Origin of the sequence: Desulfosediminicola sp. (genome assembly GCF_048381775.1) — a bacterium.
Lineage (GTDB): Bacteria > Desulfobacterota > Desulfobulbia > Desulfobulbales > Desulfocapsaceae > Desulfopila > Desulfopila ganghwensis.
In genome coordinates this window covers 1-13,501 of record NZ_JBLXGE010000002.1, presented here as the reverse complement: position 1 = coordinate 13,501, position 13,501 = coordinate 1, and the positions used below count along the sequence as shown (strand labels likewise).

Here is a 13,501-nt window from a genome sequence, read left to right as displayed (position 1 = left end):
TCCCTGCTATTATATGAACGCAAAATATCACGTCCGTAATGACTTGTTACAGGTAGAATCAGGCGATTCTAATGAGTTTATAGAAAGTTTGTTAAGCAACAATCCTTTATTTAACTATCAAAATGGATTAGCCTTGTCAATAATCCTAACTCATTTCAACCTTTTCGAGGTGTCCACATAACCTGTTTTTTTCCTAATATGAATTTTATTGCAGCATGGGCTGCTGCAGTATTCAAAAGAATAAAATAATGAAGAAAATGTAAACGGTTAAGCTGCATCCTGGTTTTTTCGAATAGAAGTGAGAAAAAGCCCCCTGCATAGCATGCTGTTTGCGTAACGAAAACTACTTTGTAGATGAATGCATCAGTCCAAAGCAGGCTGTTAGTAACAAGTGCTCCCAGTAAAAACAAAAAAACTAGATATCGAAGTAGCTTATGCGACCAGAGCTGCCAGGCGAAGACCAGACCGGCTTTTCCGAAGAGAAGGGGGCGCATATCGTACAGAGCCCATAATGAGCGGAGTGATACCCGAACTCTCATCTGATATTCTTCTCTGGATTGTGACAGTGCTGATTCTTTCAAGATCGCCTCGGGTTCATAGACAACTCGATACCCCTGTTCAATCACTTTGAGAGGTTGCACGAAATCCGGAAGTTGGTCTGGGGTCAGGTTACGGTACAGATCCTTTCGCATGGCATCGATACCACCGTCGACGCCGATCACGGAGCCTATCTGTGTTTCCAGACCTCGCAGGAAATTTTCATATTTCATATATGCCGAACAGCCATCACCGACTGGAGTGCCGTCCGGATTGGTATAGATCATCTTTCCTGTAACATATCCTACCTGTGGGTCATGAAAATTGGCCACGATATGTCTCAGGGAATCGGCGGCGTAAATAGAGTTTGCATCCGAGAAAACGAGGACATCTCCATTGGCATGGGGAATTGCCAAATTGAGAGCCGAAGTCTTGCCGGCCCGCGGTTCCTGGCGCAGGAGGGTCACGTTTTCTTCGGTAAAGCTATTGACGATCTCATCTGTCCCGTCGGTTGAATCGTCTGTGACAACGATTATCTGCAATTTATCCTTCGGGTAATCCAGCTGGAGCTTATTCGCAATAGTTTGGCCGATATGTTCTTCTTCATTGAAGGCTGCTATGAGAATGCTGACCCGTGGTTCCATCGCGGTCTTGTTCACGTGTCGCCCCAGGAGCCTTGACAGCAGCCAGATACAGAACGGATAACCGATGTAAACATATAATATCATTAACATGCTGAAGAAAAAAATACTTTCATAATAGAGTGCGTTCATTGCTCTATGCCGTCGCTTTCATTCAGTGGATGGTAACGGGTTGTTTTTGATTTCGTGCCACAGTGCTTCATGGATGAAAACTCGCTTTCCCTCAGGTCATGCTTACAATGAAAACCCCAAGACAGATGGTGCAGAGTCCTGTCCATCTGAGCATTGAGATGTGCTCGCCCAGATAAAACCAGCTCAAGAAAAACACCAGCACATAGCTCAAACTGACGAAGGGGAAGGCAAAGCTCAGTGGGACCTTGGAAAGGCCATAGAGCCAGAAAAAAACGCCCGATGCGTAAAGCGTTAGGCCTAGCATAACATAGGAGGAGAAAAAGATCTTTAAATAGGAGTGAATTATGCCGTTGGCAAAGTTGAGATCGGTAATACTGTTCAAACCCTTTTTTATCCAAACCTGACCAATCGCTCCCATAAGGATACTGGTCAGTAGGCAACTAATCGATAATGCTTTCATATATCACCCTAATTGTATTTCGACCCGTGGTGTGATTTGGCGTGTTTGTTTGTCTTATAAATATCCGTCCCTAGATAGAACAGTTCCTCAAAGTATCTCTTGTTTTGCATGGAGAGTACCCCGAGACTTATCAGCTGGATGGCAAGCATCAGCGCTATGCCTGCTATGATGAAGGTATGGGGGGCCTGCTGAAAGGCCTCGGCTACAGCTGCCGAAAAACGAGTGGTGTAGGAATTGCCAAGGTGTTGTACCAGCGGCAGGTTCCTAAAAGTATGTGCAAAGACCCAGAAGGTCGAATAGAACGAGAGCAGCAGGAAAAGGAGCCCGGGCAGGATGAAGAAAATAAACGGTTTGAACATGAATCCGGAAAAGAGGTAGGCAAAGATACTCTTTCGGATTTTCATGCTCGAACTTCTATTGAAGTTCTGATCGTTTGTTGGATTCCAGTCAAGTGTTGCGGGGATCTCTATGATACGGGCGCCGAGCAGAATCGCTTTATACAGTATTTCGGCATGGATGGAAACGTCCATCGACCTCAGACTCAGGTTCCTGAGAAACGTTCCATCATAGATTCGCACCATGCCGGTCAAGGTGGCGAGATCCTCCTCCGATGTTGCTGAAAGGAATCTATTTGCGTTGATACTCAAGAATTTGCGGATCCTGGGAACATTGGCAACCTTCCCTCCTTCCATGTACGGCGAGGCGATGACTATTTTCGCATGTTCCCGCACAATGGCTTCGAACATGGCGCCGATATGCTCAGGGGCATAGCTCAGGTCAATATCCAGGGTGACGACATAGTCGCCCTGTGATTCGTTGAAGGCGTATCTCAACGCCTGGCCCAGATTGAAATTGACGGCGTGGTGCAGCACGCGCACATTGGCATGATGGCCGGCGAAACGTTCGGCCAGTTCTCCGGTGTTGTCTGTACTCCCATCATTGATGACGAGGAGTTCCCAGTGGAACCGATACTCATTGATACTCAGATATTGATGAAGGATTTCGAGACTTTTCTCGATTATCTCAGCTTCATTATATCCTGGGACGATAACACTGAGCAGAGGTATGTTTTTTGCCTCGTCCTTCCTGTTTATATTTCTGCTGCGATCGTGCGACAGGCTTTTGAGGGTGGCCATGTCAATCATCTCCTGACTGGCCGGCAAGCAGATCGGCAGCCTGCCTGGCGAGTTTGATAACTTGGTTATTGTTGAGGGTCGAATTGACAATCATGGTGGTGTTTACCAGGAAGAGGTTTTTCATCGGTGTCTTCATGCTAGGCACCATTTGAGAATAATTGATTTTTTGGATAGGTTGAACATACGGTTCCCGATGAATGGCAGTAGCGACGATATCGTCTCGGGAAAAAGCTGGAAAGATTCGGCGAACTCCGGCGAGGAAATCCTCCAGGACTTCTTTATCGGAGCGCTGATAGTAGGGATCGTCCGGAGGCAGATATCGCGGCAGGTAAATCAATGCATTGCCGTTGAGTGTTGCGGGTGGAATGATGTTTGTAGCATCGATAAAACCGGTAAATGGAAAGCCAGGATCCGTCAGGTTCGTCACGTAATACGGACTCAACGATTTCTTGAGCACAAGGTTGGTGCAGATCAGGCGCAAATAGTCCACTGAACCCAGTTTTTCTCTATACGCATTGGGCATGTCAGGCCATAGCCGGATCAGCTCGGGGTTTGGAATAGTCGACAAGACTTTGTTGAATCGATGAGCATGCCCGGTACTGTCGATTAGAGAAATATGGTCGCTTGCGGTCGCGACGATTTTCTGAATCCCCCTGGATTGGTGGACTTCCACACCGTTGTCAAGCAACCGGCTCTTTATGCTGTCAAGAATTGAACAATAGCCACCTCGGACGACTCCCATCATCTCCTTTTTCGAGGTTTTCTCGCGGGTGCCGTAGTAACGGGTAATACATGACCAGATAAAGCTGCCGGAGGCGTGGTCTTTGGCCGCACCGAACTTTGATCTCAGCAGCGGATCCCATATTTTCTCGTAGATACGTCGCCCGAATACCGTGATCAGCCAGTTTTTTGCATACAGCTTCTCCAGCCTGGATGAATTGCGGATCTTCGAAGCATAGAAAATCCCGGCGCCCAATCGAAGCTTTTCCCAAAGGGAGAGGGGCTTGAATCGGAGGAACTCAAGGGTGGTGCTCATCGAATGCAACCGACCGTTGGTAAAAAAACCTGTTTTCGTTTCAGTGAAACGGACGTCGAGGGATAAACCGATTTCATCGATAAACCCCAGCAACTCCGAATCTGTTGACAGGATAACATGATAAAAACGATCCCAGCTAAAACCGGGAATCAACTCCTCGGCTTTCGAGAGCCCGCCAATCTCCTGTTCTTTTTCGAAAAGGGTTACGTTATAGCCCCGTTGCGACAAGTAGAAGGCACTTGCCAATCCCATCATTCCACCACCAATTACCGCAACCTTCATGCTCTTTTCCAATGTGTTAAGTATTGATTGTTGCTGGATGGCCATTGGTTATCGGCTATAAAGCAGATCCAGTCCATTCGTTTAAGTATCTTCGGTACTTCGAAAGGTAAGCGCGGCAGCCTGTCCCACATCATGTGACGGGTGCAGGGGCTCACGTCAGGCGACATACGCGGCAGTTGTCTCCAGGTCTCTGCGCCTGACCTCGATGGTTTTCCTGATTGCTTCCCGCATAGTTATCCTAGGCTCGTAATCCAGTAATCGCTTGGCTTTGGTGAGATCAGGTCGCCGGCGCAAAATATCCTTATATTTTTTACCGAAAACCTCCTCCATGGGAATAAACTTGAGCTTCAGTTCAAGACCCGTCTCCGCTATCTCATGAATGAGCCTGGCAGAGTCCAGCACACTCAACTCTTCATCATTTCCCAGGTTGATTATCTCTCCAACCGCTTTTTCATTTTCCATTGCCTGCAGCGAACCACTGATCAGGTCGTCGACATATGCCATAGACCTCGATTGTGAGCCATCACCATGAATGGGAACTTCCCGATCTTTTAAAACCGCGTCGACAAAAATCGGGATGTGGCCTCCCGACCAGGAGAAACTGGAGCGCGGACTGAACCCGCCAAAATAACGGATTACCACTATAGGTACCCCGTAATCCTTGTAATACGCGAAAGCCATTTGCTCGCTGTAAAGTTTTGAAACAGCATAGCTCCAGCGTTTGATCATGCTCGGGCCAAGCAGCAAGTCACCATCTTCGCGAAACGGGAGGTCAGGGGACATGCCGTAGACATCCGACGTTGAAGCAAAAAACACCTTACATCCCCACATCCGGGCAACCTCCAGGATATTTCTCGTGCCGTGTTCATTGACCCTCAACGTATCCATGCTGGAGTCAGCCTCGCCTATTTTTTTTACCGCAGCCAAATGAACAATTATGTCAACGTCGCGCGTAAGAATTTTGAGTGTCTCAAAGTCGCTTATGTCGACTCGATAAAACGTAAAACGAGGGTCTTGGAGGTGGTGACTGATATTGGCTTTTTTTCCATAGGAAAAATTGTCGATACCGATAACAATATATTTATTGTTCTCCAGAAGAGCATCCAGCAGATGTGAACCGATCATTCCGGCAACACCGGTTATCAATACACGTTTCATATATTCCACCTTTTTATCCGTGGTCTGATTATTCTATGTGGTGGGTTATCGTGAGAACCCGCGAATCTCACATCGTATCAAAAGAGTAGGTGAGTCCCATCCAGAAACGGCATATTCGCCTACCCCATCATTGTCAGAAAATTTAGCCTTGGAATATCAGTTGAATGCCTTCGGCGAAATTTCTCACAAGCCTCGCTTGAGAAGAAAAATATTTTTTTTAGGGTACTAATTAGAGACAGAATGATCAGTCGCTGTAAGTTCCAACCCTTCTGGCGTTTGATCGTATTTTTTGTTACAGAAACTGCATGCGAGATCTTCAGCAAGCCTCTCGCCGCATTTGCACACCCACCCGATTACCTTGGCAGGGTTCCCGACAACCAGAGCATGATCAGGGACTTTGCGAGTGACCACCGCACCCGCCCCGATAAAACTGTAACGACCTACAACGTTACCGCAGACGACGGTAGCATTGGCGCCTATGGTCGCTCCTTGCTTGATCAATGTGGGTTGAGCCTGATCCATTTTGGAGAGTTCGGCCCGGGGATTGGTGATGTTGGTAAAGACCATGGAAGGACCACAAAAAACACCGTCTTCCAGGGTCACGCCTTTATAGACGGATACGTTGTTCTGAATTTTGCATTCTTTTCCGATCCTGACATCAGGACCGATCACCACATTTTGCCCGATGTTGCACTTCTCGCCAAGTTCTGATCCAGATAATATATGGGAAAAATGCCATACTTTTGTTCCGTTGCTTATCTCGACCCCCTCATCGATGATAGCTGTTTCATGGACCTGGATATCGCCAGTTGTGGTGTGCTTGGAGGAAAGGTGTTGTCGCCGGTCGGAGGCTCTGCGTTCTCTTACCACCAGCGTGCCGTCTATACGTACCTTTTGCCCATGCTCATCCAGTGAGCGTTGACTTGCGTTCAGAATACGTAATACCCGAAGCCCTTCGTACCCATCCGTAATCGGCTGTTTGCCGGTGGCAATACATTCCAGAAAGTGGATGCACTCACGACGCAATGGTTCATCCTGCGGAATATCCACCCGTTCTGCTTCCGCTTTTTCTGGTGTGGGGAATCCATTTACCCATTGCATCTGATGGGGGTAGGTGAGAAGTTTGTCAGGCCAGGGTTTGGTGTCGTCAAACACCGCCATCTTCCTTTCGCCTACAACCACCAGCTTCTGCTCCTTAAAAGGGTGGAGCCAGGATACAAAAATGTGAGCATTCAGGCCGCTGGCAAATCCGAAATGAGTTGTCGTGACATCGGCAATACGTTGATGCAGGTAATATCCGCCTGTTGTCATGATGTTTTCCGGATCCTCTCCCGACAACGATAGAATCATAGAAATATCGTGCGGTGCAAATGACCAGAGGATGTTCTCTTCACGACGAATTTTTCCAAAATTGAGCCGGTTGGAATAAATGTAATCCACGCGTCCCAAATCGCCGGACATAACCATGTCTTTGAGTTTGATAAAGGCTGGATGGTATTGCAAAAGGTGGCCGACCATGAGGGTGAGCCCCTTGTCTTGCGCTATTTTTATAAGTTTTATGCCTTCCGCTTCGTGTAATACCAACGGTTTTTCAATAAGAACATGTTTGCCGGCGAGCAGTGCTTTGTGCGCCACCTGAAAATGGGTTTCAGCCGGAGTGGCAATGACTATGCCCTTGATATCTTCACGCTCCAACACTTGGTTTAAGGAGCGGCAGGTGTCGACACCACTATACTGCTCCTTGAGTGAACTGAGTACCGGCACACTCTTGTCGTAGATGAGCTTCAACGCTCCGAGCTGGTGAAAATTACGGACGAGATTTTTCCCCCAGTATCCAGTTCCGATAACTGCCACCGAAGGTAGTTTATAATCTGATATTGTATCCATTTGCCCCCCCTGACCGTATAATGCTATCAAGTATCTCGGTAATTCTCTTCTGCTTGGCTATTTTGGGGTAAGAATGCCTAGGCAGACTGAGAATCCTCCGAATCCTGTTATGTTTAAAAGAGAAAGGATTGTAGTGCAAATTCAATGTCCTGCATCAAAGCTATCAACGATTTTGGCTGCTGCATCACCGTTGCCGTAAAGACCGGGCTGCACTGTCACATTGGTATTTCGAGCCAGTGTGCAGGCATCGAGGATGGCCTGCTTTTCCGCCCCGGCCAGAATATTTGCTCCCGCTTCCACCGTCTCAACCCATTCGGTTTCGTCACGGAGCGTTATGCAAGGAACGCCAGCGAAATAAGCCTCTTTTTGGACCCCGCCCGAATCGGTGCATATCAAGCCGGCATTTGCCTCCAGGTGAATCATGTCCAGATACCCGACCGCCTCTATCACTCGTATGCCTGTATTGTCATCAATGCAGATATCGTTTTGTTCTAATGCTTTACGAGTGCGAGGGTGCAGCGGCAGTACTATCTGCTGTCCACCATACGAGAGCTCTTTGAGTGCGCTGAAAATGTTGGTGAGTCTCCGGCGGTCATCGGTATTCTCCTGACGATGGACGGTGGCAAGGCAATACGAGCCGGAGGACAGGTCAAGTGTATCTAGAATCCGGGAGCGGGCGGCCGCCTTCTCTTTGAATTGCAGGAAGGCATCGAACATCACATCGCCGGTTAATATAACTCCCTCGGTAATTCCCTCCCTTACGAGATTGGCTGTTGCGATTTCTGTCGGAGTAAAGAGGGCCTCGGACATATGATCAGTTAGGACCCTGTTGAGTTCTTCCGGCATTCGTTTGTTAAAGCTTCGTAAGCCCGCCTCGACATGGGCAATAGGGATGTGCATTTTTGCGGCCACTATCGCACCGGCAAGCGTTGAGTTTGTGTCGCCGTAGACAAGAACCCAGTCCGGATGCTCAACGTTCAGGACTTCCTCGATTTTGCTTATCATCCCGGCAGTCATGCTCCCATGACTGCCGGATCCTACCTCCAGATGATAGTGAGGTTCCGGTATGTCCAGCTCGTCAAAAAACACCCGACTCATGTTGTAATCGTAGTGCTGGCCGGTGTGAACTATGATCTCTCGAGTATGACCTAGGTCACGATTTTCAGATCTTTTCCTGATTTCAGAGTTGACCACCGATGCTTTGATGAATTGAGGGCGTGCTCCTATGATCGTGACGATATTCACTTGATTCTTCCGTCTCCAGTTTACGCTGATTTCTAGTTGCTTGAGGACGTCCCTAACACCTTGAGTACAACAAAAAAAGAATTGAAATGCTAGGAAAAAAGTGTAATCCTAGCAAAAAAAGTGCTTCGACATTTCCTATGGATTAAGACATGTTTTGCTCTCTCAATCAATCCCTTCTCAATCTGGCAAAAGGGTTGATTGAGAGAGCAAAACATGTGAGGGCACGGGGGGGGGGGCGAATTTACTAACTTACGCTCGAAGGTTCTAGGCAGCCTGGAAGAAGATTCGTGCTTTGTGTTGGTAACTGGTTGTATTCGAGATGTTTGGGTTATGACCCGACGCCATCTGTTTTAGCGGTTTTCCACTCAAAACGTCGAGGAGCCCAAAAAAAGAACACAAGGGGAAAGGTTGTTCCAAAGCGAATGAGTGCTTGAATTCTGCATGCTTGAAGCAGATAATGGATTAGTTCGGGCTTGGCTTTAGTTGGGAATCCAGTCGTACAACTGTTACCAGTTAACACGAATGCTATGTAATACCTCTCCCGAAAAGACCATTTTTTCCTGGCTATTTTCTTTCTTGAGAAAATTTTTCCCACGGAATAGCAGTCACATGTCTGCTGTGCAATTTCTCATTTATCTAGATTAAATTACGAGACTCTAGCCACACCGATCACAACAATTTCAAAACAAGTATGAATATTCCTCGAACACTTTTTAAAAGCTCGGTAGCGAGAACGCTCTTTTTGATATTCAACATTGCCGTGTCATTTTTCATGATGCCGTTCATCGTGGGCCAGTTGGGGGACCATTGGTATGGTATCTGGGTTATTGTCGGCAGTTTCGCAGGATACTATTATCTTCTCGATTTCGGTCTGGCTTTTGCCGTCACCCGGTATGTCACGACCTCCATTGAAAAACAGGAATACGAGCAAGCCAACATCATCATCAATACCTCTCTGGTGATCTATAGTCTCATAGCCGTGTTCATCCTTGTTGTGGCAGCTATCCTTGCATTCTTCACCAACGTGTTCATTGCCTCGCCCGAGGATCTGCGTCTGATTAGGGTAATTATCGTGGTCATGGGGCTTAGCATGGCCCTTGAGTTTCCCTTCAAGGCCTTTGCTGGAATCATTCAGGCCTACCTTCGCTATGATCTGCTTACCTATTCCCACTTCATCTCCTTTAGTTTAAGAACAATGGCTGTGTTGTATTTTCTTAGCCATGGCTATGGCATTCTGACATTGTCGATAATCTCTCTTTGCTCCAACCAACTCAGTAATGTCATGTTCTTTTTTGTGGCAAAGCATTTGTTTAAAAAACTAAAAATCGATATCCGATTTTTCCGAAAATCCGAAGTCAAAGAACTCTTTACCTATAGTATTTGGGCATTCTTGACCCAGATAGCCAATCAAATGCGGTTCCGTGTTGATTCATTGGTTATTGGAGGTATCCTTTCAGCCTCAGCCGTGACCCACTATTTTATTGGTGCTCGTTTGGCGGAATACTTTCGGACCTTGGTCTATAAAGCTACCAATATGATGACCCCCGTGTTCACCAGATATCACGCGCGAAACGACCAGGCCGCTATTCGGGAAAAATTGTTGTTTGTCACTCGCGTCAACACCATTCTTGCCATTTTTGGAGGAGGGATAATCATCATTGCAGGCAAGGCATTCATTATCAAGTGGATGGGGACCGATTACACAGATGCCTATCCGGTACTGATAACTTTGGTGCTCGCCATAATGGTGCAAATCATTGTCAATCCGCTTGATAACCTGTTGTATGCGATCAATCGGCATCGATTTCTAGCCATATTGAATAGTGTTGAAAGTGTGGTGAATCTCATGTTAAGTCTTATTCTCATTCAGCGATACGGAATTCTTGGGGTTGCCGTGGCAACTGCAATTCCACTGCTGATAGCACGCATCTTTTTTATTCCGGTGTATGCTTGCCGGCAAATTGACCTTCCGCTTTGGAAATATTTGGCCAGTTTAGGTAACATCATCGGTTTTTCCGTTTTCTACCTTGCTATTACCTACTGGCTCTCACAGGCTCGGCTCACCGTACCAAGCTATCTCGATATTATGGCAATTACCGCAGTCGCAGGCATAATTTATATATCTATCATTCCCTTTCTCTTTTTTTCCCGGAAGGAAAGGAACCTGCTCCTTAGTATGATTAGACGATAGACCGCAAGACAGAGATCGTCAAAAAGGTTCAGGATGACGCCACTCTTTCAATCAAGTCCAGTCTTGAACGCTACCGTAGTGAACTGATATGTTTTATAGAGATGCATCCAAGAGTCGGTATCGTTTTTTGTGACTATCAAAAACGTGATGAAACCTGGTCGGATTCAGCCTTATAATGTTAGAGGAATTTAAAGATTGGTGAGTTGGATAAATAGAGGAGTTAATGTATGCGCCCAACTTATGACAAAAGACAGGGTTAACGAGCCTGATTGTACCTGACAAGACGAACCTTGGTACCAACAAATTTCTTTTGCTCAATAACTGTGCAATGTGTTTCGACAAATTGTTCAACAAACCGCGCGCCGATATCAACCCCGAGCCAAGAACCGGTTGCATAGGTCAACAGCCAGAAATGATTTGAAGATTTATCAAGCTTCTCTGCCATATCGATAAGTAATTGTTCACTCTCGAGAACAGGAGATTGAGCATCAAAATGATCCAAGCCGAATGCATTCGGTACAGGAATGATATTGGCAGTCGGTTTGAAATAAGTGGAGAACGGCAAGGCGCCTGTATTTCGAAAAACCAAAATGGGGGCATTATAATGACTTGAGCTGGAAATGTGCCCGGCGACCCGCTCCCAATCTCCGTACTTTACCGGAGGTACATACTTATACATGAGAGCATTCGCATAAGTGGCCATGCATATTGCCAGAAGCAGCCAACCAAGCCACCTTTGCTTGATCGAGCAGAGATAACCAAGCCACAGACCAAGAAGCGGAAAGAACAGTATGGCCAGATGACGCCGCTGGGTATAATACATACCAAGTTTCCAGCAGATAAGGATGAAGCTGCCGGCTAGTACGAACAAAAGTGTGAGCAAATACATATTTGGAAGCGTGATTACACAAGATTTGTGTCGCACAAGCAGATAAACCAGATACAGCACCAACAGCAGAACGATCCAATCCTTCACGGCCGCCCAACCAGCAATTCCGTTGTCGGGAAACAGCAATCCCTGAAGCAGCCAGTACACATGCTTCACGCTTTCCGTAAGTCCCGGTGCTGAAACAGCTGCTGAGGCAGTATGACTGACCTCGCGCACCTGGCCGGAGAGCACGCCTATCATCGGCAGAAAGAGAATGCCAACCACCAGCATACCAACAATATACACCTTTAACTCCTGCCAACGCCCCAGCACCATTAATGCGAAAGCACCGGCCAACAGAAGAAATCCTGCATAATATTGTGTATAGAGTATTGCCAAGGACAAAGCAAAGAAGGCCAGTCGGTCCCTTGTGGCGTGCTGCCGATCATCATGTAAAAAAGCTTTATGGAAAAAGTACATCAACAGCGCGCATTCCAATAAAAGGAAACCATAGAGTCGGATCTCGCTCGCTGCCCAGATCAAGTAAGGGTTTAGTACAAGGATTGGGAAGAACGGCAGAACCTTAGACTGCCCCCACAAGCGGCAGGCGAGAAGGTAGATGATATATGTGGCCAGAGCGACACTTATGACGGAAAATAGCCGGGCAAATAGTACGGAACTGTCACCCATTCGCCACAAGTTCAACAGAAAATAGTAGAGCGGCGGTTGAGAGTCAAAGTGAATAGATTGCCAGATGGCTCTTCTCATTGAGCCTTCGGTGGCAAATAATGAAAAGTATTCGTCAACCCATATGTTGAGTGTGAAAGATAGATACAGTGTCAGCGCTAACTGACACATCATGAGCGTAGCGATCATCGTTCCCGGTTGTCGGAAAAAGACTCTCATAGACATTATTTTGCCTCTTATGCTGTTGTATCAGCTCAATATGGTCGAACGACTTCTTCTAGACCGCATTGTTAATGAAGATTGTGTCAAATTAGGAAATGACCTCGCATATGTAAGGTGGTACAGCTGTTTGTGCCACTCCACCGCGTTGCCGTACATGGAGATCGCTGCCTGACAACTAAATGTTCGGTTGTCTTGACCTTTAAAATAAAGCAACACTTTTACTCAGTACTCTATCCTTGTCATTGCGACAAGGTTACGACAACATTATCGAAGCTGATTGGCTGGTTAGAAACATCCAACGCGATCAAGCCGGAGCTGAGCGTGTCATCCACCACAGTGAATTGGAGTTCACCGTCAAAATACACCTCGATCACGTTGTTAGTAAAATTCATGGCGATCGTGTGCTGTGTGCCGACACCGAAATTGATTCCTGATGCGTTCGCCAGCTGCTCCAATCCCGGACTGTCCACGTGCCATTGAGTTGTCCTCCAGAGGATAATACGACCGTCGGCCGGATAGAGCCAGAGCGCATATCCTGCACCGGTGGCGGGATCGATACGCCCGCGGATTCCACCAGGATAATTGCTCAGCGAATCAAGCTGAAAATCGACCTGCAAGTTATAATTCTGCCAGGCGGCATCCCCGGTATACGATTGCGTATGTCCGCTGCCGTCAAAACTGTAGATTCCTGAAACGACGCTCCAGCCTGCTTCATTTCCAAGTGGGGAAATAGTCCAGCCGAGTGCATCTCCATCAGAGAAATTGTCACTGAACAGGATATTGCCTGTGCCAGTTGTGTAGGAGAAGCCACCTGCCAGGGTTGCGGAACCGGCCGATGTCGTTACCACTAGATCGGCGTTACCCTCGGTGCCTGTCGGTGTTACTGCGTTGATGGTGGCTGAATCGACGATAACAATGTTATCGGCAAGGGTGCCTCCGACCGTAACCGTTGAGTCGGAGAGAAAATTGCTGCCGGTTATCACTATGTCCGTGCCTCCTTCGACCGGGCCAGATGAGGG

General features: G+C 47.2%; 10 protein-coding genes. 1 reads left to right on the top strand and 9 read right to left on the bottom strand.

The features are described 5' to 3' along the window. Positions 1–155: 155 nt before the first annotated feature. The 7 genes from ACN5NT_RS02990 to wecB all read right to left on the bottom strand — a co-directional run bounded on the left by ACN5NT_RS02990 (position 156) and on the right by wecB (position 8,514). On the bottom strand, positions 156–1,196 hold the full coding sequence (locus ACN5NT_RS02990; RefSeq protein WP_419174464.1) for a glycosyltransferase family 2 protein: 1,041 nt from the start codon (positions 1,194–1,196) through the stop codon (positions 156–158). 205 nt (positions 1,197–1,401) lie between these two features. Further along, positions 1,402–1,770, bottom strand: coding sequence for an EamA family transporter (locus tag ACN5NT_RS02985; protein ID WP_419174463.1), 369 nt, complete (start codon positions 1,768–1,770; stop codon positions 1,402–1,404). A gap of 8 nt (positions 1,771–1,778) precedes the next feature. Beyond that, complete coding sequence (locus ACN5NT_RS02980) at positions 1,779–2,906, bottom strand: glycosyltransferase family 2 protein (RefSeq protein WP_419174462.1); 1,128 nt, start codon at positions 2,904–2,906, stop codon at positions 1,779–1,781. A gap of 1 nt (position 2,907) precedes the next feature. Further along, positions 2,908–4,224, bottom strand: a complete 1,317-nt coding sequence (locus ACN5NT_RS02975; protein WP_419174461.1) for an NAD(P)/FAD-dependent oxidoreductase — start codon at positions 4,222–4,224, stop codon at positions 2,908–2,910. A gap of 156 nt (positions 4,225–4,380) precedes the next feature. Further along, complete coding sequence (locus ACN5NT_RS02970) at positions 4,381–5,382, bottom strand: NAD-dependent epimerase/dehydratase family protein (protein WP_419174460.1); 1,002 nt, start codon at positions 5,380–5,382, stop codon at positions 4,381–4,383. A gap of 225 nt (positions 5,383–5,607) precedes the next feature. Then, positions 5,608–7,269, bottom strand: a complete 1,662-nt coding sequence (locus ACN5NT_RS02965; RefSeq protein WP_419174459.1) for a Gfo/Idh/MocA family oxidoreductase — start codon at positions 7,267–7,269, stop codon at positions 5,608–5,610. Positions 7,270–7,410: 141 nt separating this feature from the next. Continuing rightward, a complete protein-coding gene (gene wecB / locus ACN5NT_RS02960; protein ID WP_419174458.1) occupies positions 7,411–8,514 on the bottom strand; it encodes a non-hydrolyzing UDP-N-acetylglucosamine 2-epimerase in 1,104 nt (367 codons plus the stop codon). 691 nt (positions 8,515–9,205) lie between these two features. Here wecB and ACN5NT_RS02955 point away from each other — a divergent pair. Next, positions 9,206–10,705, top strand: coding sequence for an oligosaccharide flippase family protein (locus ACN5NT_RS02955; protein WP_419174457.1), 1,500 nt, complete (start codon positions 9,206–9,208; stop codon positions 10,703–10,705). 256 nt (positions 10,706–10,961) lie between these two features. On the opposite strand, the gene ACN5NT_RS02950 is transcribed toward ACN5NT_RS02955, so the two are convergent. After that, entirely contained in the window at positions 10,962–12,485 is a 1,524-nt protein-coding gene (locus ACN5NT_RS02950; protein ID WP_419174456.1) for a hypothetical protein, read from the bottom strand. A gap of 236 nt (positions 12,486–12,721) precedes the next feature. After that, positions 12,722–13,501: IPT/TIG domain-containing protein (locus ACN5NT_RS02945; RefSeq protein ID WP_419174455.1), on the bottom strand; the 780-nt coding region annotated here is incomplete at its 5' end.